The 18,049-nt window shown below is 50.3% G+C and carries 18 protein-coding genes; 4 read left to right on the top strand and 14 right to left on the bottom strand.

Going from position 1 to position 18,049, the window contains the following annotated elements:
• Positions 1 to 245 precede the first annotated feature (245 nt).
• A complete protein-coding gene (locus RDU59_10685) occupies positions 246 to 1,226 on the top strand; it encodes a hypothetical protein (GenBank protein MDQ7838940.1) in 981 nt (326 codons plus the stop codon).
• On the opposite strand, the gene RDU59_10680 is transcribed toward RDU59_10685, so the two are convergent.
• Positions 1,192 to 2,145, bottom strand: a complete 954-nt coding sequence (locus RDU59_10680) for a bile acid:sodium symporter family protein (protein MDQ7838939.1) — start codon at positions 2,143 to 2,145, stop codon at positions 1,192 to 1,194. The genes RDU59_10685 and RDU59_10680 overlap by 35 nt on opposite strands.
• A 311-nt stretch (positions 2,146 to 2,456) precedes the next feature.
• On the opposite strand from RDU59_10680, the gene RDU59_10675 reads away from it, so the two are divergent.
• Together RDU59_10675 and RDU59_10670 are read left to right on the top strand one after the other, a co-directional pair.
• Positions 2,457 to 3,575: an SPFH domain-containing protein gene (locus tag RDU59_10675; GenBank protein MDQ7838938.1), complete on the top strand. Its 1,119-nt coding sequence runs from the start codon at positions 2,457 to 2,459 to the stop codon at positions 3,573 to 3,575.
• A 184-nt stretch (positions 3,576 to 3,759) separates the two neighbouring features.
• Positions 3,760 to 4,836, top strand: a complete 1,077-nt coding sequence (locus RDU59_10670) for a hypothetical protein (GenBank protein ID MDQ7838937.1) — start codon at positions 3,760 to 3,762, stop codon at positions 4,834 to 4,836.
• A gap of 174 nt (positions 4,837 to 5,010) precedes the next feature.
• Here the strand turns inward: RDU59_10670 and RDU59_10665 are convergent, their stop codons facing one another.
• From RDU59_10665 to RDU59_10630, 8 genes are all read right to left on the bottom strand, one after another.
• A complete protein-coding gene (locus RDU59_10665; GenBank protein ID MDQ7838936.1) occupies positions 5,011 to 6,519 on the bottom strand; it encodes a catalase in 1,509 nt (502 codons plus the stop codon).
• Between the two features lie 116 nt (positions 6,520 to 6,635).
• The gene (locus RDU59_10660) at positions 6,636 to 6,872 is read right to left on the bottom strand and encodes a hypothetical protein (GenBank protein MDQ7838935.1); all 237 of its coding nucleotides are present in this window, start codon (positions 6,870 to 6,872) and stop codon (positions 6,636 to 6,638) included.
• A complete protein-coding gene (locus RDU59_10655; protein MDQ7838934.1) occupies positions 6,869 to 7,300 on the bottom strand; it encodes a hypothetical protein in 432 nt (143 codons plus the stop codon). Before RDU59_10655 ends, RDU59_10660 begins: the two co-directional genes overlap by 4 nt.
• A gap of 581 nt (positions 7,301 to 7,881) precedes the next feature.
• Positions 7,882 to 8,247 (bottom strand): DUF2703 domain-containing protein, encoded by a 366-nt coding sequence (locus RDU59_10650; GenBank protein MDQ7838933.1) that lies wholly within the window; start codon positions 8,245 to 8,247, stop codon positions 7,882 to 7,884.
• A 194-nt stretch (positions 8,248 to 8,441) separates the two neighbouring features.
• Positions 8,442 to 9,098: a hypothetical protein gene (locus RDU59_10645; GenBank protein MDQ7838932.1), complete on the bottom strand. Its 657-nt coding sequence runs from the start codon at positions 9,096 to 9,098 to the stop codon at positions 8,442 to 8,444.
• Between the two features lie 602 nt (positions 9,099 to 9,700).
• Positions 9,701 to 10,582, bottom strand: coding sequence for a DUF429 domain-containing protein (locus RDU59_10640; protein ID MDQ7838931.1), 882 nt, complete (start codon positions 10,580 to 10,582; stop codon positions 9,701 to 9,703).
• 32 nt (positions 10,583 to 10,614) lie between these two features.
• Positions 10,615 to 11,334, bottom strand: coding sequence for a serine protease (locus RDU59_10635; GenBank protein ID MDQ7838930.1), 720 nt, complete (start codon positions 11,332 to 11,334; stop codon positions 10,615 to 10,617).
• A 383-nt stretch (positions 11,335 to 11,717) separates the two neighbouring features.
• The gene (locus tag RDU59_10630) at positions 11,718 to 12,650 is read right to left on the bottom strand and encodes a DUF1566 domain-containing protein (GenBank protein ID MDQ7838929.1); all 933 of its coding nucleotides are present in this window, start codon (positions 12,648 to 12,650) and stop codon (positions 11,718 to 11,720) included.
• Between the two features lie 300 nt (positions 12,651 to 12,950).
• Between RDU59_10630 and RDU59_10625 the strand changes: the two genes are divergently transcribed.
• Positions 12,951 to 14,642, top strand: a complete 1,692-nt coding sequence (locus RDU59_10625; protein MDQ7838928.1) for a glutamine--tRNA ligase/YqeY domain fusion protein — start codon at positions 12,951 to 12,953, stop codon at positions 14,640 to 14,642.
• Between the two features lie 137 nt (positions 14,643 to 14,779).
• On the opposite strand, the gene RDU59_10620 is transcribed toward RDU59_10625, so the two are convergent.
• The 5 genes from RDU59_10620 to RDU59_10600 all read right to left on the bottom strand — a co-directional run bounded on the left by RDU59_10620 (position 14,780) and on the right by RDU59_10600 (position 18,007).
• Entirely contained in the window at positions 14,780 to 15,112 is a 333-nt protein-coding gene (locus RDU59_10620) for a HigA family addiction module antitoxin (protein ID MDQ7838927.1), read from the bottom strand.
• A gap of 12 nt (positions 15,113 to 15,124) precedes the next feature.
• A complete protein-coding gene (locus RDU59_10615; protein ID MDQ7838926.1) occupies positions 15,125 to 15,403 on the bottom strand; it encodes a type II toxin-antitoxin system RelE/ParE family toxin in 279 nt (92 codons plus the stop codon).
• A 140-nt stretch (positions 15,404 to 15,543) separates the two neighbouring features.
• Complete coding sequence (locus tag RDU59_10610; protein MDQ7838925.1) at positions 15,544 to 15,852, bottom strand: antitoxin; 309 nt, start codon at positions 15,850 to 15,852, stop codon at positions 15,544 to 15,546.
• Between the two features lie 177 nt (positions 15,853 to 16,029).
• Entirely contained in the window at positions 16,030 to 17,037 is a 1,008-nt protein-coding gene (locus RDU59_10605; GenBank protein ID MDQ7838924.1) for a transposase, read from the bottom strand.
• Between the two features lie 163 nt (positions 17,038 to 17,200).
• A complete protein-coding gene (locus tag RDU59_10600) occupies positions 17,201 to 18,007 on the bottom strand; it encodes a DNA-3-methyladenine glycosylase I (GenBank protein MDQ7838923.1) in 807 nt (268 codons plus the stop codon).
• Positions 18,008 to 18,049 lie beyond the last annotated feature (42 nt).

Genomic DNA, 18,049 nt, shown 5'->3' with positions numbered 1-18,049 from the left:
CTTCCCGCTCCATCCAGAAAACCGGGGTTTTCGGATGGAAACCAGTTATTCGTTATTGGCCGGTGACTAATGACCAATGTAAAAGTCTTCGGGAGATTAGCACAACAGGTTGAATAAAGTCAATTTCCCCGGTTCTTATCGCATAGGTAGGGATAGATATACTTATTAGATAGTCCGGATCGCAGTTGTCAAAAGGCAGGTAATGTGCTTAAATGTTACAATAAAAAAGATATGCTGGAGGGCCTATGGACAAAATTCAAAAAGTGGAGACCAAGGAAGACGCCTTAAGGCTTTTGAACATCGCCCTGGAGCACGAATGGGCCGTAAGCTTTGAATATACGATCCATGCCTACTCCATGCCGAAGGGCAAGTTTTTCTATGAAGACCCCATCATGAAGAATAGAACTGATGTCCGCGCCCAGATGATTCAAATCGGCATCGATGAGATGTACCATTCCCTTCAGCTTGCCGTCATTATTGCCCAGATGGGAGGGGTTCCCTCTTTTAAAACCGATGAGGTCATGCGCTACCCTCGAATTATGGATAACCTTAAAAGAGACAAAATGACGGAAGACCTGGTTACGAACCTCTACCAGTCGGCAGAGTTTTCCGAGGGCGCTTTTCCCAAGATTCAGAACATGGTCCTGAATATCTCTTATGATGAGGTGCGCCACTCGAACCAGTTTGCGGCCATGATGGACGCCCTGAAGGCGCAGGGAGCTGAAGATGCCCCCTGCTACCCATCAAACCCGGAAAATATCAACCGGGAAGAAGTACAGCTTCTCCATGAAATCATGCGCCTGGAAAATGAACTCACGCACCGCTACTTAAAGTACGTGTTTCTTTTCAGTGAGCACCAGGATCTCAGTCAGCGCCTCTTTAAAAACTCCATCGATCACATGAGGCACTGGGATAAAAACTCCGGCACCTTAATCAAATGGGGAGATGTAATTCAGATCGAAAATGCCAAAAAGGATGCAAACGGAGTAGAAATCAGTAAAAACCCCATGCCTTCTGTCTATCCAGGGGAAGACCGGCTTTCTGTCCTGGAAGCTCTCATCCCGGCCGAAGAAACCCTGATTGCCAGGTACGAAAGGCTTATCTCCCTGGTCCCTGATGGCGAGATCAAAGATCAGCTCAGGCTTCACCTGGGCCTTAATAGAGAACACCTCTTTACCCAGAACTGGCTCCTCAAAAACGTCCAAAAGATAAAGGGACTGAAATAGTTGGCTTTTTCGTATTGGACCAGATTTGCACCAGAAAGGAGGCGGTGAATATGCAGATAAAAACAAAAACGACCGCGGGCAGGGCCACTTTCTCATTAAAATGTTTTAAGGCCAGCACGCTGCCCAGACCGGCATTTTGCATGCCGACTTCAATGGATAAGGCCCGTTTTTTCAGGATATCAAAACCGAATGTCTTTCCTGTCATGTAGCCCAAGAACAGCCCCAAGAGATTCAACAAAATCGCCGCCATAAAAATCCAGGTGTTTACTTTCATAAGGTATTCTTTGTTAAGGGCTACGACCAGCGCGCAGATAAAGGCTATGAATGTGGTGGAAATTGCGGGGAAGACTTTGGACAGGTACTCCACTTTGCCAGAGAAAATGCCTTTTACGGTTATGCCCAAAAAAAGTGGAATAACCACCATGTTGAAAACGCTGACCAACATCTCCCAAAAGGGGATTTCCAGTATGGTATGGGCTAAGAGCAGGGTTAAAAGTGGGGTAAGGACCGGCGCTAGGAGGGTGGATACAGTGGTCAACGATACCGAATAGGCGACATCGGCACCGGCGAGATAGCTCAGTACGTTACTGGCCATGGCCCCCGGCGCCGATCCGGTCAAAATCAGGCCCAGGGAAAACTCTTTTGATAATGAAAAAAGCCTGGCAACGAAAAAAGCCGATAGCGGCATGATCGTAAATTGAGCAGCCGTGCCAATAACCACTACCTTGATGTTTTTAAAGATATTCACGAAGTCTATGGGTTTTAAGACCATTCCGATGCCGAACATGGTTATGGCAAAGAATAGCTCCATGTGTTTCTTCAATGGGATGAAGACGGCCGGAAAATAGAAGGCGGCTACGCCGGCCAGGACAATCCAGAGGACAAACAGGCGATTGAAGATGTTAAGTATTCGATTCAAGGGTTGATTCCTTTTTACTGGATAGGAATTAAGTCGGGATAGGTCCGGTGAGCTGCCAAACGTTTCCTGATCGGATAGGAAAAATTCTAAGGGCGTCTAATCTGTTCTGACGAGGCATAGGGCTTCCTATCATAGACTTGTATTCCTGTAAAGCGAAAGATTTAAGGACATCCCGCCCCTTTTTGTGTCCCAGGTGTATCGACGGATTCCCGGCGACGGTCAAGGGGTTAATCCGCGCAACTTCGGGTTAAAGCTTCATCGACATAATGACGAAAGAAAGAAAAAGACTGGCAACGGAAAGGATTACGACTGTGGGGACAGACAACATTATATTTTTAGAGGTTATTGAGTGGTTTGACGAAACCGGCAAGGCAATGGTCCACAGGATTCCCGAGAAGGGCTCCGGAGAAATAAAGTATGGAGCCCAACTCATTGTAAGAGAGAGCCAATCCGCCGTTTTCTTCTATAACGGGAAGGCCTACGATGCATTTCGGCCCGGTCGGCATACACTTGCTACCGGTAATATTCCTATCATCACCAAGGTGCTAAGCCTGCCCTGGGGTTTGACCAGCCCGCTCAGGGCCGAGGTCTATTTCGTAAACATGAAGGTCTTTCCAAACCTGAAGTGGGGAACAAGGGATCCGGTAGCCTTCAAGGATTCCGAGTTGGGATTGATTCGCCTCCGGGCCTTCGGGGTCTTTAATATCAGGGTCATCCAGCCCGTCCTTTTTATCAATACCCTGGTAGGAACCCAGCACATTTATACCACCGAAGAAATCGAAGAATATCTGAGCCGGGTAATCGTTTCACGCTTTAATGATTACCTGGGAGAGAATCTTGATTCTATGCTTAAGCTGCCCGGACAATACGATTCCATATCGGAAGGGCTCAAAAGACGTTTGCAGCAGGATTTGAGCCACTACGGCCTTGGGCTTTCAGACCTTTATATCAATTCTATTACCCCGCCGCCGGAGGTCCAACAGGCCATAGACGATAAAAGCCGGCTGGGCGTGTTCGACGACTTGAACCAACTGTTAAAGATGAAAGCGGCCATGGCGATGGAAAGCGCAGCGACGTCACAAGGCGAGGCAGGAGCGGGTCTGGGGATGGGTCTCGGTTTCATTATGCCAGGCATGTTCGCGGATATTCTGAGAAACGGACAGGCCCCAAAGGAGCAGGATGCCTTTAGATGTCCTGATTGCCGGAACTCCGTGGCCGGCGACGCAAAATTCTGTCCTTCCTGCGGTCACCAGTTACTCGTTTTCCAGCAGTGTGCGGGGTGCGGCAAAAACCTGCCTCCCCACGCCGGGTTCTGCCCGCGCTGTGGAAGGTCGGTGGAAGAAAAGCCTGTCCCCCAGAAATGCCGTCATTGTGAGACAGAAAATTTGCCCGATTCCATCTACTGCAATCAGTGCGGTGAAAAACTTTAGAAAGCCCTAAGAATTGCTGAAAATCGCACACCAATGCCCGCAGTGCGGTGCCCCTGCTACCCTGGAGGAGACTGACCGGATTTTCTCCTGTTCTTTTTGTCGGGTGAAATTATACCTGCTCCCCCAGGGTCATTTCAGATACTGTTTGTCCCCTGCCCCATCGTCCGGAAAGGATGTCATTTTTGTGCCGTACTGGCGTTTCCGGGGCATGCTTTTTTCCTGTGAGCCATACCGGGTGTGCCAGAGAGTAGTCGATACCACTCTTTTGGCCTTGAATGACGCATCGTTGCCCGTCTCCCTCGGGCTCCGGCCGCAGGCCCTGAAACTAAGCTTTGCCGAGGCTATGGAGGATGCAAGATTCCTAAGACCGCATCTCTCATTCGCACAGTTCTTCTCAGGGGTGAGCGGGCCGGAGATGTTGGCTGATGACCTGGCGCAGACATGCACCGAGTTTCACCGGGCGTTCATCGGTGAGGTAGGAAGCCTGGTTTACTCCCCGATTTTTATTCATAATAATGTCATTTATGACGCGATCCTCGATAGACCCATTGCGACGGATGCCGGGAATGTGGCCGACGATGAGCGTTTCTCCTTTGAAGAGAGGCCGGTTTGGAGGATAAAGTTTCTTCCTACCTTATGTCCCAATTGCGGGTGGACTCTTGCGGGCGAGAGGGAAAGCTGGGCGCTCCATTGCAGCAATTGTGATTCTGTGTGGGGGATCTTCGGGCAAGACCTGAGGAAGATAGACTTCGGGGTCGTCTCCGATGAAGGAAATGTTGAAAGCGCCATATACTTGCCGTTCTGGAGGATAAAATCCAGGGTGGAAGGGCTTAGCTTACAATCCTATGCCGATCTGGTGCGGCTTGCTAATCTGCCAAAGGCCATAAGGAAGGAATGGGATAATCTTGACTTCTACTTCTGGTCTCCGGCTTTCAAGATTCAACCCGCACATTTCCTGAGGCTGGCCCGGCAAATGACTCTTTCTCAGCCCACGAAGAATCTCGAAAGACACCTCCCCAAGTCCCAGCTATACCCTATTACACTGCCCATGAGCGATGCCGCGGACGGCCTGAAAGTCGTGTTGGCGCAAACCGCCATGGACAAGAAAAGTCTTTTCCCCAGGCTCGGGGAAATTCACATTCAGGCGGAGGAATTTCTGTTGGTCTACTTCCCCTTTGCGGCAAATTCCACTGAGTTCATCCAGCCACAGCTTCAGTACAGCATCCAGAGGAGCGCCCTCAGTTTTGCGAGAACCCTTTAGTTGTCCTGACCGCGGGCGGCCATTTCCGGCCTGCGGCCCGATAGGCTCTGTGAAGCGCCCCGTGCGGACCCGCCTGCGGGGTGCCGTGGGGAGGGCGGGAGAAAAGCCCGCCCTTACGCGATTATTGGGCAGTGCTTATTCGTTAATCACTTCTCAACTATTGGAGTAGGTTCCCTATTCTGTAGCCTTCGCTCTTTCTTCATGAGACATATCCGCCAATCGCTTGATTTCATTCACATCGAGACCTAATCCTTCGGCTACGCGTCGGCCGTACTCCTCGTCTGCCTTATAGAACAAGGCGGTTTGGCGCATTTGGATGCGTTTCTGCGCCTTAGCCAGGTGATCCACAATGTTCCCGGTAAGGTGCTCCCGATCTTTGTCTGACATGACTTTACGGTAAAGGGTACCAGCCTGCACAAAGTCGTCATTTGGATAGGTGAATGGGTAACGACCAGCCTGGCCGGAAACCTCAAAAGGAGGCTCGCCTGCCGTCAGGTCCGGCTCTGGTCCACCGAAGCTATTGGGCCAGTAGTTGGGTCCACCACCTCCGTTGGTGTCAACACGCATGAATCCGTCACGTTGGTAACTATTTTCCTGGGCACATTTGGGCGCATTGACTGGAATCAGGTGATAGTTGGGGCCAAGTCTGTGAAGGTGGGTATCATGGTAGGAAAAAACCCTTGCTTGCAGCATCTTATCCGGTGAGATGGCGATACCGGGAACCACGTTTCCCGGGCAGAAAGCCGCCTGTTCCACTTCTGCAAAATAATTAACCGGGTTGCGGTTCAGAACCAGCTTTCCAATCTTGATAGGAGGGACTTCTCCATGCGGCCAGACTTTGGTGATGTCAAAGATATCCCAAGGAAAATCCTTGGCCTTCTCCGGTGTCAGAATCTGCATCTCAAGAGTCCAGGAAGGATAGTCTCCCCGTTCGATAGCTTCATACAGGTCACGGGTGGCGTGATTCGGATCCTCGCCGCACATTCTCTTCGCTTCCTCCCGGGTCAGATTCTTGATGCCCTGATCCGTTTTGAAATGGTACTGTACCCAGAAGTATTCCCCCTTGTCATTGTACCACTTGAACGTGTGGCTGCTATAGCCGTTCATGTGCCGATAGGCGCCTGGTGTTCCCCTGTCGGAGAAAAGGATTGTAACTTGATGAATGGATTCGGGTGTCAGGGATAAAAAGTCCCAAAACATGTCCGGATCTGGTAGATTGTTCGCAGGGATCCGCTTTTGGGTGTGGATGAAATCAGGAAACTTGAGCGGATCGCGGATAAAGAATACGGGTGTATTGTTCCCCACTAAGTCATAATTGCCTTCCTCCGTGTAGAATTTGACTGCAAAGCCGCGTGGATCTCGTGCAGCATCGGCCGAACCCCGCTCACCACCAACAGTGGAAAACCGTACGAAGACCTCGGTACTCTTGCCCACTTTCGAAAGAAATCTCGCTTTGGTGTACCTGGTCACATCAGTAGTAACCTCAAAATAGCCGTGCGCCCCCGCTCCTTTTGCGTGCACTACTCGTTCGGGAATACGCTCACGGTCGAAGTGTGCCAGTTTCTCCAGCAAATGAATATCCTGCATGAGTATAGGCCCACGTTCACCTGCGGTGAGACTGTTCTGGTCGTCAGCCACTGGGATACCGAAAGCTGTGGTTAACCTCTTTTTGTCCTCCTTCATTGTTAGCCTCCTTTATAAACAATTGGTTAGACTTCGGTCAACGGCCCTTTCTATGGGCCAAAGCGCAGCGGAACGAGCATCCTTCTCCAAGCTGATGTTCGGCACGGGTTCTTAAATTATGACGCCCTAAGTAATGACTCTTCAACCGTTTGAGGAACTTGGATGTGAACGAAATAGGAAGAGGGGTATAAATAATCCTCTCCACTTTCATCAATAATTCGAATATCCCCTTCGGCAGCAGCATCTTCATCTGGAAGCACACGATAAATTTTATGGAGTTCTAATGATGCCGGATAATCTATGTTATTGATACAAACCACAAATCCCGGTAAAGCCTGTTTTGATTTTTTCATAGCTTACTCCAAATACCTTTTGCGTTTAATTTCTTTTTTTTATCTTCTGCATGGTCCATAATTGTCAGACCGCTTCTATATGTCTTGCAATGGATGGGAGCAGTATCAAAAGGTATTGAATTTGTGCGATCATCTTTAATCAAACAAACAGGCTTATTAAGTGAGGTACGAACTCCTAGTTCGAAAAAGACATTTGCATTAAGTGTTGATATATCACATAGGACAATTGCAGCAGATATTAATTTTGAGATAATGTCTGCATGAATAATTTCTGAAGCCTCAGAACTAGGTGGAATAGGTTCCATTCCTGCTTCATTGACCGTAGGTGTGAGTAGGTAGTCAAGCACATTTTTAAAATGATTGGGATTATTGTAGAGGGGTAACAGCTCTTCAGGAGTTGTAATGGGCATAATTATAAAACAATTCATATACTATTTCCCCTCCTCTTAATTCTTACTATCAAGAAGCATAATAACATGTGGGTCACGCGCCGAGGTCACGAGGTCGCGTGAACGCAGTTGTGTACGCCCGGCATGGGCGTGAGCTTAAGGGGTGTAAGTCCCCCCTGTACGTTCACCCTGTTAAATAGGGTTCCCTGGGGGGAATTTAACAGGGTGAACCCTGCCTAGTTAGTGATACGTTAGCAGAAGTACCAGCCGAAGGCAAGGGCGGAATCGTGAGAGACCGTCGAAGGGTTCGAAGCGCAGCGGAGACCACGAGCCAACGGCGAGAGCGACCGTAGGGAGCGGTAACCCGGAGCGCAAAGCTATGAGCCGACGAACAGACAAAATCGTCAGGATGAACGATCTTGAACAGCTTTGCTGGCCCGAAGGGCGAGCCACAGGACGTGGCGAGTAAACGGCATACCAGGCCCAGTCTCCGGGCAAGTCAGCACAACGTGACGAAGCTCCGGGGTTCGGGAGATAGAGTAACTGCCGTCCGCCTCAAGAGGATGTCCTGCTTATTCACAATTCGTCAAGCACGTTCTGCATGAACGTCCCGCCAGTCCTTAGGTATTGCCATCAACCGTGACAGTTCTGCATTCCGAATCTCCGCATGTGGAGCAACATCGGCTCTGGCCAGTGGTGGCCGAGAGCCACTGCTCGATCGGCTTTCCGGCAATCCAGATACGATTTGACTGGAGCGGATCCTTGGAAAACGTAGAAGGATTGAGAGCTGTTTTCTCGAGAACGACGTCTATGTCCAGTTCCTTCAGGGAACGCCTTAGCTTTTGGAACCCATCCTCTATCGCTGTTTCGGTTGCGCCACAGCGATCACATGTTTGGCCCCGTTCGTCCACGAGACGTTGCCAACGAATCTGAAGTACGTTCATCTTGCTTTCTCCGATCGCCTTTTGTTCACGGGGGATGTGCAACTGACCAGAAGTCCAAGGAAAATCAGCAAACCGATATACTGTTCCATCTTTTTCCCTCTCAGCCAACGGCCCATCTGAGCTGCGGCCCTTGGGCTGTCTGCTCGAGCGGATTGTTCCCGACGCGCGAATCAGCGCGCGAGGGAACGATTTTATTCCGCGAGAGCACAGCCCGGCTGGATTGATTTGTTCGGGCTTTAATAGAATTTTGCTTCAATGTCAGCCAGCAGATACAAAACATCACCAGGACCAATAAAGCCTCTGCCAGAGGAATTTGGGAAAATTGGCGTGTCTTGTAGGGTAAGTACGATTTCAAGCGCTCCCCACTTTGCAGGTCGTTTTGGCTCTCCGTGCTGGAAGTTGAAATTCCCATTATGAGCAGCAGCGTTTCTGCAATGACGGTGGAACTCCCAGAGTGGATCTTGGCTATGGTCGGACTTTGTAACTTCCCAAGACACAATTAGCAAGGCTCCCGCAGTCATTTTGTTATAGGTTTCAACCGGATATTGATGCTTCGAAAATATTTCATTTGCTAAACGCACTGTATCTACTTTTACTCCTTCTCGCAAACGTGAGACCAACCTTTGGACACCGATAATCGGTGCCGATTGTGAGCGCAGTACCGCTTGTATGTGATCCCTGTATCCCTCCCTGATTCCGTCACTGAGCATTTTCTCCATTTCAAGTGAGGACAGCCGACTGTTTTGGTGTCTACCTCTAAGCTTTTCCCATTCCTCTCGAAGCCCTCGGCTTACCAAATCTAGGAGGCCATGTACCTGAGCAACGTAAGCCACAACCAGCCCATAGAACGGTTTCTGCGGATCAAATGTTAACTTAGGATCGAAAAAGTCCATTTTCTTTTAGGCCCGAACTCCAAAGCTAAGGGGCGCGGCGGCCTTATGCCGCGTCCCTCTTGAACGAATTGTGTACGCCCGGCATGGGCGTGAGCTTATGGGGTGTAAGTCCCCCCTGTACGTTTACCCTGTTAAATAGGGTTCCCTGGGGGGAATTTAACAGGGTGAACCCTGCCTACTTAGTGATACGTTAGCAGAAGTACTAGCCGAAGGCAAGGGCGGAATCGTGAGAGACCGTCTGAAGGGTCCAGAGCGTAGCGGAGACCACGAGCCAACGGCGAGAGCGACCGCAGGGAGCGGTAACCCGGACTGCAAAGCTATGAGTCAAGCCTGCCCCGGACTTGATCCGGGGAACAGACAAAATCGTCAGGATAAACAATTTTGAACAGATTTGCTGGCCCGAAGGGCGAGCCACAGGACGTGGCGAGTAAATGGCGTACAAAGCCAACTATCCGGGCAAGTCAGCATAACATGACGAAGCCCCGGGGTTCGGGAGATAGAGTAACTGCCGTCCGCCCCAAGCGGATGTCCTGCTTATTCACAATTCGTCAAGCACGTTCTGCATGAACGTTATATCTTAGGCCAACCAGTCCACGTAACTCCTACAGCTGCCATTCGCCGGCATGCAGAACCACGCGCGCGTCGCCATGATGCTTACTGCCATTCCTGCTACGACGGACTGAAGCCAAGTTGTCGCGAAGGACAACTTCCATCCACGGGTTGGTACCAATTGACGCTTTGCCCCACCAAATCCGTGGTGGCAGGATAATATCGCCATCGTATGGGTCGCCGACAGCCACGTGCCGTTGTGATAAGACTGACAATGCGGAAAGCGCACAAACAAATGCGGCACGGTCTTCATGGTTGATGAATGTGCAAAGCTCGCACGAAGGTTTCCGTCCAGGAAGGAGACTGCCCATAAGTTGAAGTAACCGCCCGCTCTGAACCACAAGACCTCTCCAATACGCATCGGATGCATTGCGGCGAAGACTCGGAAGCTCTGCCTCAGGGACGCCAGCGGCGAGGAACATGTTCGGGAACGCTTCTACGATACAACGTTCGTGAATCGCCTGGTAGTGCGCCGCTGCATCGACTGCACATTCAGTGAGCACGATTTCAGCCAGTTCGGTAGCGTGAGCGTGTAACTGCTGACCAACTGGCGAGTTGGTTTGACCAGGTTTGCCTCGCTTCTGGAGAACACTCCGAGAAAGAAGAGCCTCTGCTGCGCGATAGTGCGAGATGCGCTGAAGGCCACGAACGAGGGGACCGTCAATCGCCACAGCGAGCAATTGAGCGCTACCGACGAGTGCACGTATATCCCTGCGCCGGTCAACACTTCCTGTCCGTGTGCGTACGAACGAGATCTTCATAGAATTGGTGTCCCAACTCAGCAGACAAAGACCCGTCGTCGCCGATTTCGCAGAAAAGCCTACATCGATTCCGAGGACGACTCCAGAAACGGGTGGCTTGGCAATGGTGTTCATGTTCGACTCTCTCAGCAGCCCAACGACGGCACTCAGGCGCGTGGGACACGCGGCGCAGTCGCGGGTACCATGTCGCTTGCAGTGCTTGGTTCGGCAATCTCTGCTTTCGTTTTTGCCTGCTCAAGAGAGGCGATGTCCTTCATGAACTCGTGGAAGGGCTTAACGGCCGTCACGAAGCACACCCCCGGCAGGCTCTCGCCGGTGATCCTGTTGGGAATGTAGGCAGATACAATTCCGATCACATAAACTTGGCTGTCGATCATTGTGAATGTCGGCCCGCCGCTTACACCATTGATGGCTACGCCATCAACAAGATAGGCATTGGCCGAGTTCAGGTAACAACTGACGTGACCGTTGAAGAATGAAAACTCGTCAGGGGCGATTGCGGGGTAGCCCGCCCAAGCTATTTCATTGCCTGGCCGAAGGTACTTGTCTTCCGGTGCGAGGGTCAGCAGGTTGCCGTCGACGTCAAGATCGCCCTTCATGAACATGACGATCGCAGCGTCGTTTGTGGGATTTGGGAGGATATACCGATCAGGTACTCGGAGGAGGATCGTCCTGTTTGTGAAGGTGTGAAGCAGTTTGATTGGTTCCTCCCACGAGAAGGCGTGTTCAATCACGTGGTATGCCGTGGCGACACCGCAGACCCCTTGTTCGCGAAGGGTGATGAGGAATCCAGTCCCGGAGCCTTGCGGGGTAATGATCTTGAATGTGAACTTGCGAACCTCATCCAATGCCTGGGACCATTCCATCGTCTGAATCTCCTTTCCGGCCGAACATTATATATTATATCGACTCGACTTTTTTCATCAAAACTCGCATATAAAAGCGATGATACTACAATTTGGCAAACAGTACAATAAAAGGTACTATCCTTAAATATCAACTAGATAAGCCGATAGCATAAAATCCAGAAGTCTATTTTTCGTGGTCAGAGGCGGGACGGTACTAATTGAAGCTCCCCACAGTCCACCTGGGGCGGACGGGGAATCTCCGTATGCAAGGTAAAATGCATCGTATTCGCTCGCTATGCATGTTCAGCCTGGCTTTTTCGTATTGGACCAGATTTGTACCAGAAAGTATGCGCTGAATATACAGGTAAAAACAAAAATGACCGGGGGTAGCCCTAAACAGGCTACAGGCTCCGGCAGACCCGGCCAAAGGCGCCCCGTATGCCCGACCCCCAGAAGACGGTGGCCTGCTTATAGTCGACGAACCAGTAGCCGCCCAGTTTGCGCTGATCGGCCAGAATGATGAAAGGCTGCAACTTGGAGAAACAGGGATGCAGATGGAGACCGTTTCCGCTCGGCGCGGGCTCCATAAGCGATAAAGCCTCTTCCATGGTCGGCAGCCGCCAGTCATTGAACCGGGCGAAATTCCGCCCATTCAATTCCGCCACATATCTCCGGATGCTGGGCATGGCGGCGATATCGCATCCGCCCCGTTGCCACTGGATGCCGGTCTTCAAATCCGTCACCGTGAGGCCGTCGCCGTTGTCGACGAGGTGATTGGCAAACCCCCCGGACGTATTGTGGTGGCTGTCGTAGAACCCGTTCCGGCGTATGATGTCCGGCACCTCATCTTCGCTGATAACGGCCGGTTCAGACCGCAGCGTTACCGGCTCGATTGCAGGCTGCGGTTCGTCTTTTCCCGGAAGGCCTGTTTCCAGTGTCTCCTCCACCAATTCGCTCTCCAGAGGGATCACCTTTGACGCATCGTGGGCCTCAATGACATTGGCCTGCAGCCAGCTTCGCAAGGCGTCGTCAATGGCATAACTCCGGTCGGTTTCGCCTCTGCCCTGACTGGCCACGCAGGCGTCGACCATGTCCTGGGGGGCGTCGATCCGGGCCAGGATCCGGGCATGCTTCACCCCGCGCTCCATCAGAAGAAGCTGTGGAGGCGTTTTCCAGCCGTCGATGTAAAAATAGTAGTACCGTTCCTTGTTGCTGCGGACGTGTATCTTGCCGCCCCAGCTTTCGAAAATGCCGAAGGTATCCGCCGGGGTGATGTCCCAATTAATGCTCAATGGCTCGTCACTGCTTAACCCAAGTTTTTCGCGAATACCCATATCGTATACCCCCTTTTTATGATAAAAAATTTCGAGAGATTGGCCCTAAGTATTTCTTTATAATATGCGATGAGCTATTTCATTCTAACCCATCACTCATTTGTTATTAAATTAATCCTGGCCAGTACCTGTGTCAAGCTTTTGAAACCTATACCCTTCCCTTTCTCTTTACCGGTTATTGAATCAATTGAAATAACCAAAAAATTAGGATATAGAGATCATACCGACCGCGCACAACGCATCTCGAGAACCGGAATCAATCTCGAAATGCTGTGTTTTTTATAGAAGGGACCTGTAAACATGACCACTATTGATGCCAAGCCTACATCCAACTTTATCCGTAATATCATCGAAGAAGACCTGAAGGCCAACAAGAACCAGGGCCGGGTCCACACCCGGTTCCCGCCGGAGCCGAACGGCTATCTGCACATCGGACACGCTAAGTCTATCTGCCTCAATTTCGGTCTGGCCGCCGAATACAAAGGTCTTTGCAATCTGCGCTTCGATGACACCAATCCCACCAAGGAGGAAGTTGAATACGTAGAATCGATCAAGGCAGACGTCCGGTGGCTGGGGTTTGATTGGGGTGACCGGCTGTTCTACGCCTCAGACTATTTTGAACAACTCTACCGATACGCCGTGCAGTTAATTACGGCCGGCAAGGCGTATGTCTGCGACCTGAGCCCAGAGGATATCCGGGAGTACCGGGGTACTTTGACTGCGCCCGGCAAGGACAGCCCGTATCGAACACGTCCGGTCGAAGAAAACCTGGATTTATTTGAGCGCATGCGGGCCGGTGAATTCGAGGACGGCTCCCGGGTTCTTCGGGCCAAAATCGACATGGCCTCCGGCAACTTAAACATGCGGGACCCGGTCATGTACCGTATTCTACGGGCCGCACACCACCGGACCGGCGATAAGTGGCGCATTTATCCGATGTACGACTTTGCCCACTGTTTTTCGGATTCCATCGAGGGGATCACCCATTCCATCTGTACTCTGGAATTTGAAGACCATCGGCCGCTCTATGACTGGTTCCTCGATCAATCAGGCGTCCATCACCCGCAGCAGATCGAGTTTGCCCGCCTTAATCTCAGCTACACCGTGCTCAGTAAGCGAAAGCTCGTGCAATTGGTGGAAGGGGGCTATGTCACCGGCTGGGACGATCCTCGGATGCCTACACTGGCGGGCTTGCGGAGACGCGGCTATACGCCCGAGTCCATCCAAGACTTTTGTGAACGCATCGGGGTAGCCAAGAGGGATAGCATAGTTGATATGGCCCTGCTCGAACACTGCCTCCGCGAAGATTTAAACAAACGCGCCCCGCGGGTCATGGGGGTATTGCGGCCACTCCGGGTGGTCATTGACAACTACCCGGAAGGCCGGGTGGAAGAACTGGAGGCCGTGAACAACCCGGAGGATCCCGGCATGGGATCACGCAGGGTCCCTTTTTCACGCGTGCTGTATATTGAACAAGAGGACTTTCGTGAAGACCCACCCAAAAAATTCTACCGTCTGGCCCCGGGCCGGGAGGTGCGGTTGCGTTACGCGTACTTTATCACCTGTGTGGGGGTGGTTAAAGATGAACAGACCGGAGAAGTCGTGGAACTGCACTGCACCTACGACCCAGAGACGCGGGGCGGGGACTCTCCGGACGGGCGCAAGGTCAAGGCCACGCTGCACTGGGTCTCGGCTGCCCACGCGCTGGAGGCCGAGGTGCGCTTATATGACCATCTCTTTGTAAAGGCAACCCCAGGCGAGGATAAGGATGGGGCTGATTTTAAAACCTATCTCAATCCTGATTCATTGGAGACGTTAACGTCATGCCGGGTGGAGCCGAGCCTGGCCAATGCCGCACCGGGCAGTCGATACCAGTTCGAGCGGCAGGGCTATTTCTGTGTGGACCCCGACTCTTCTCATGAAAAACTCGTATTCAACCGCACCGTGCCCTTACGTGATTCCTGGGCCAAGGTAGAAAAGGCGCAGAAGTAGCGGTCTCGATAATAAGACTTTCTTGACCTTTGCCAATATAGGGATGTCGCCTAAGTATATGAATCAGTTAGAAGGCCGGGTCAGGAAGATGTTATCGGTGGGGTCTTCTTTTTGGATTGCTACTTTTCCATTTATTCTTAAGGACGTGTGACATGCTTCAACAGCTTTGGCTGGGTCGCATACGCAGACCAAGGCTTGATCTTCTTTAGCGATGGGCCAAGAGTGCGTTCTGCAACCTCCGTGTCGTGGGCAGCCTGAGCGCGCAACCAATAGCCGTTGGATAGACCAAAGAACCGACACAACCGTAAATCAGTATCAGCTGTGATCGCACGCTTACCTTTGACAATCTCACTGATACGCTGAGCGGGAACGCCAATTTCCTTGGCTAAACGGTACTGGCTAAGACCCATAGGTTTTAGAAATTCTTCCAAGAGGATCTCGCCGGGAGTAATAGGTTCGAGCTTGCTCATAATGGATTCTCCTTAGTGGTAATCGACGATTTCCACATTTTCTGCACCTGCATCCGTCCAACGAAAGCAGACACGCCACTGATCGTTGATACGAATGCTGTATTGACCGGAACGATCACCCTTGAGTGCTTCAAGGTGATTGCCGGGTGGCACCCTCAGATCATCAAGTTGACCGGCGATCTCGATCTGTCTAAGCTTACGCCGCGCCACCTTAGCGATATTCACAAACTGCCTGACACGCCGGCCTTTTGAGAGCGCTTCGGTGTATTCACACTTGAATGATCTGATCATGTCGTCACATAATAACGCATCTCGTGAATAACGTCAAGCGTGATTATAGAGGCCCGATCGGGATAGAGATTTAAAAATCCCAGGGTCCGCAAAAGACTAAAGTGATATGATCTTCTCAATCAAGCACGTAGAGAATTGCATTATTTTATGACTGTCCCCAATTTCCTTGTCCTCTTTTTCTCTGTTAAATAGCCGGATACGTATTTATGTATAATGCTGGATATGAGTGTTTGGTAAGGAATGCCCTCTTGAGCAGCAATGACCTGTACCTGATCCAGATCCTTGGATGACATCCGGATATTTATTCTCTTATCTTTTTGAAGTGTATTCTTTGCATATTCACGGAGTTTTATTATTTCCTGCTTTTGATTTTTTACAGTCCGCCATTCTCCACGTTCATATGATTCTAAAATATCTTTCTCTTCAGCGTCTAAGATCGTCTTTTTCATTTTTATGACCTCACATATTTCTTTGTAGCTTTTCGGCTGGGAATAATGGTTTTTAAAAATATCTCTTCGCTTTCCTGTATATAAGGAACGAGGTAAGCATAATTATCAATGCTGACTATTGCAATTTTCTGACCCGTGAAAGCCTTTTGGGGACGTCCATAAATAAGTAAATAATAGTCATTTAATCAGATGATGGTTATTTTGTTTGGCTATACGCTCTCCCCGGCTTACAGCATATCCCACGGCTGGCTGGGTCATACCAAGACGTCTGGCCAAATCCGTCAACCCATAGCCTAGTTCCCGCACCGCCCAATAACAAAACAAACTCCTGGCTTCTACCCGCGTCTTTTGCCGGCCTTTGTTATAGATATCCTCCGGTCCTATCCGGTATATCTCACTAACTTTTCGTTCCACGGTCTTTAAATCGTATCCCAGGCTTTTCAGTTCATAATAACGATTATACTTTTCATCAGCTTCCGCCAGTATCTCCATTACAAAATCGGTCTCCCCCAATATGCGCTGATCTCCCTTAACACGATCCCGGCCTCTTAACCGCCTCTTTTTTACCTCTGCCCACCCACCAAGACTTCGAATTAATCCCCCGCTCATCAGTTCCGGCCGACGGCCTTGATCCCGAGCTTCTTCTATATAGGAAAGGTAACTCCTTCTCGCCTCACCAATATTCTTGCCAAAATAGGACAGTACATATTTTGTATCCTGCCATGGGCGCCTAACCTTGCCCATCAACACGCTATGTCCACAGTATTTATATTTGTTAAGATCACCCAGTTCAGAAACCAACCCTGCCCTTAATGGATTTAAATGTATATAGCGAACCAATTCCTGTAAGTAAACGTCTTCCTGGCAGATAATCGATTTGTAGCGGTTTTGGAAAAGCTGCCCGTGCCGATTGTACCTGCGGTTAAAGCTGACTGCATATCCGGTAAGCAGTCTTCGCATTAGAGTGGAGAGACCTACCTTACCGGTTTGAAACAGGAAATGGGCATGGTTAGGCAACAGTGCCCATGCGTAACAGGCCGTTTGGGTTTCAGGCAGGAGGATAGCCAGTCGCCCCAGAAAATTATCGCGATCTTTATTATCTTTAAATATGTTTCGACGCTCTATTCCTCGGATAATAACATGATGTAATACGCCGGGCGCATCCAGGCGGGCTAATCTTGGCATGAACGGTTAAATAGCATTATATTAATCTGGTGTCAATTTATTTATTTATGGACGTCCCCTAAAGTCCTAAACTGCGCTCCGGGAAAAGCCAACCACGTTACCTGGCGTCGGCTGCAGGCGGATAGTTAGCCCCTATCCTATCGATGCGATACAGCAAGTCCTCTCAGCGTGACGTTTTTGGTTCGTAATTACAATAGGAGCGAATTCCACATACCTCGCACCGGGGGCGCTTTGCCAGGCAAATGCCTTCACGTATGCCAAAACTCTCAGGGCTGACTTGCCCATATACTACAAAGACGGCGTCAATATAGCGTATCGGGTGTCCGGTTGCCTTCGCAAATGCTTGCCCTTCGAATATCGTCTCCGTCAGTTGCTTGTCTGTGACTTTCTCACTCTGGATCAGTCCTAATCTATAAAAGATGCGCTGTATAACGCGGTCAGGTTTTAGAACAGGCATACCTATGTCTGTGAGGAAATGGTATGAAGTAACTCGTCCCAAATGCGAGAACGGTGAACGCATCAACACAGCTCGAAGCCGCAAGAGATTATCGAGGGACTGCCTCGGAGAGAAGGAATCAATATATTTTTGAAAGGAGCCATACTTCTGTACCATGGCCTTGACTGCTCGTGCGTTATTGATGCACGCTGATATTTTACCTGCATGTCTAATCATTCTGGGATCGTTAAGAATTTCGTTGACCTTACTCTCCGTGTATCCTGATACTGTTTCATAATCTGGAAAGTGGCTGCGAATAGTGGGGAGTTTCGAGGAGACAACATCCGCCCGCATACCTGCATAGAAAGGAATAGCAACTAAGAGATCATAATAGTCACCATCCGAAAAGATCTTTTGCTCAAAAGTCTTGAAAACGTCCAGCCGTTCTCGAATTGTTGCACTTGGAACATTTCGTGAACCAATCGCAACTAGGGTTTTCTCAACAGCGTCAAATATGGCTTTATAATTTTTCATTTAGGGACCTCTCGCAGTGTCTGTATCAACAGTGGCATGATT

The organism is Thermodesulfobacteriota bacterium (genome assembly GCA_031082315.1).
In the GTDB taxonomy this organism is placed as follows: Bacteria; Desulfobacterota; QYQD01; order QYQD01; family QYQD01; genus QYQD01.
This window is presented reverse-complemented; position numbering and strand designations above follow the sequence as displayed.

Bases quoted from the DNA above. Each gene is read 5' to 3' on its own strand.
- RDU59_10620 (MDQ7838927.1), bottom strand. From the start codon at position 15,112: ATGAGCAAGCTCGAACCTATTACTCCCGGCGAGATCCTCTTGGAAGAA.
- RDU59_10645 (MDQ7838932.1), bottom strand. From the start codon at position 9,098: ATGGACTTTTTCGATCCTAAGTTAACATTTGATCCGCAGAAACCGTTC.
- RDU59_10640 (MDQ7838931.1), bottom strand. From the start codon at position 10,582: ATGAACACCATTGCCAAGCCACCCGTTTCTGGAGTCGTCCTCGGAATC.
- RDU59_10625 (MDQ7838928.1), top strand. From the start codon at position 12,951: ATGACCACTATTGATGCCAAGCCTACATCCAACTTTATCCGTAATATC.
- RDU59_10655 (MDQ7838934.1), bottom strand. From the start codon at position 7,300: ATGAATTGTTTTATAATTATGCCCATTACAACTCCTGAAGAGCTGTTA.
- RDU59_10630 (MDQ7838929.1), bottom strand. From the start codon at position 12,650: ATGGGTATTCGCGAAAAACTTGGGTTAAGCAGTGACGAGCCATTGAGC.
- RDU59_10665 (MDQ7838936.1), bottom strand. From the start codon at position 6,519: ATGAAGGAGGACAAAAAGAGGTTAACCACAGCTTTCGGTATCCCAGTG.
- RDU59_10635 (MDQ7838930.1), bottom strand. From the start codon at position 11,334: ATGGAATGGTCCCAGGCATTGGATGAGGTTCGCAAGTTCACATTCAAG.
- RDU59_10685 (MDQ7838940.1), top strand. From the start codon at position 246: ATGGACAAAATTCAAAAAGTGGAGACCAAGGAAGACGCCTTAAGGCTT.
- RDU59_10605 (MDQ7838924.1), bottom strand. From the start codon at position 17,037: ATGCCAAGATTAGCCCGCCTGGATGCGCCCGGCGTATTACATCATGTT.
- RDU59_10600 (MDQ7838923.1), bottom strand. From the start codon at position 18,007: ATGAAAAATTATAAAGCCATATTTGACGCTGTTGAGAAAACCCTAGTT.
- RDU59_10660 (MDQ7838935.1), bottom strand. From the start codon at position 6,872: ATGAAAAAATCAAAACAGGCTTTACCGGGATTTGTGGTTTGTATCAAT.
- RDU59_10615 (MDQ7838926.1), bottom strand. From the start codon at position 15,403: ATGATCAGATCATTCAAGTGTGAATACACCGAAGCGCTCTCAAAAGGC.
- RDU59_10610 (MDQ7838925.1), bottom strand. From the start codon at position 15,852: ATGAAAAAGACGATCTTAGACGCTGAAGAGAAAGATATTTTAGAATCA.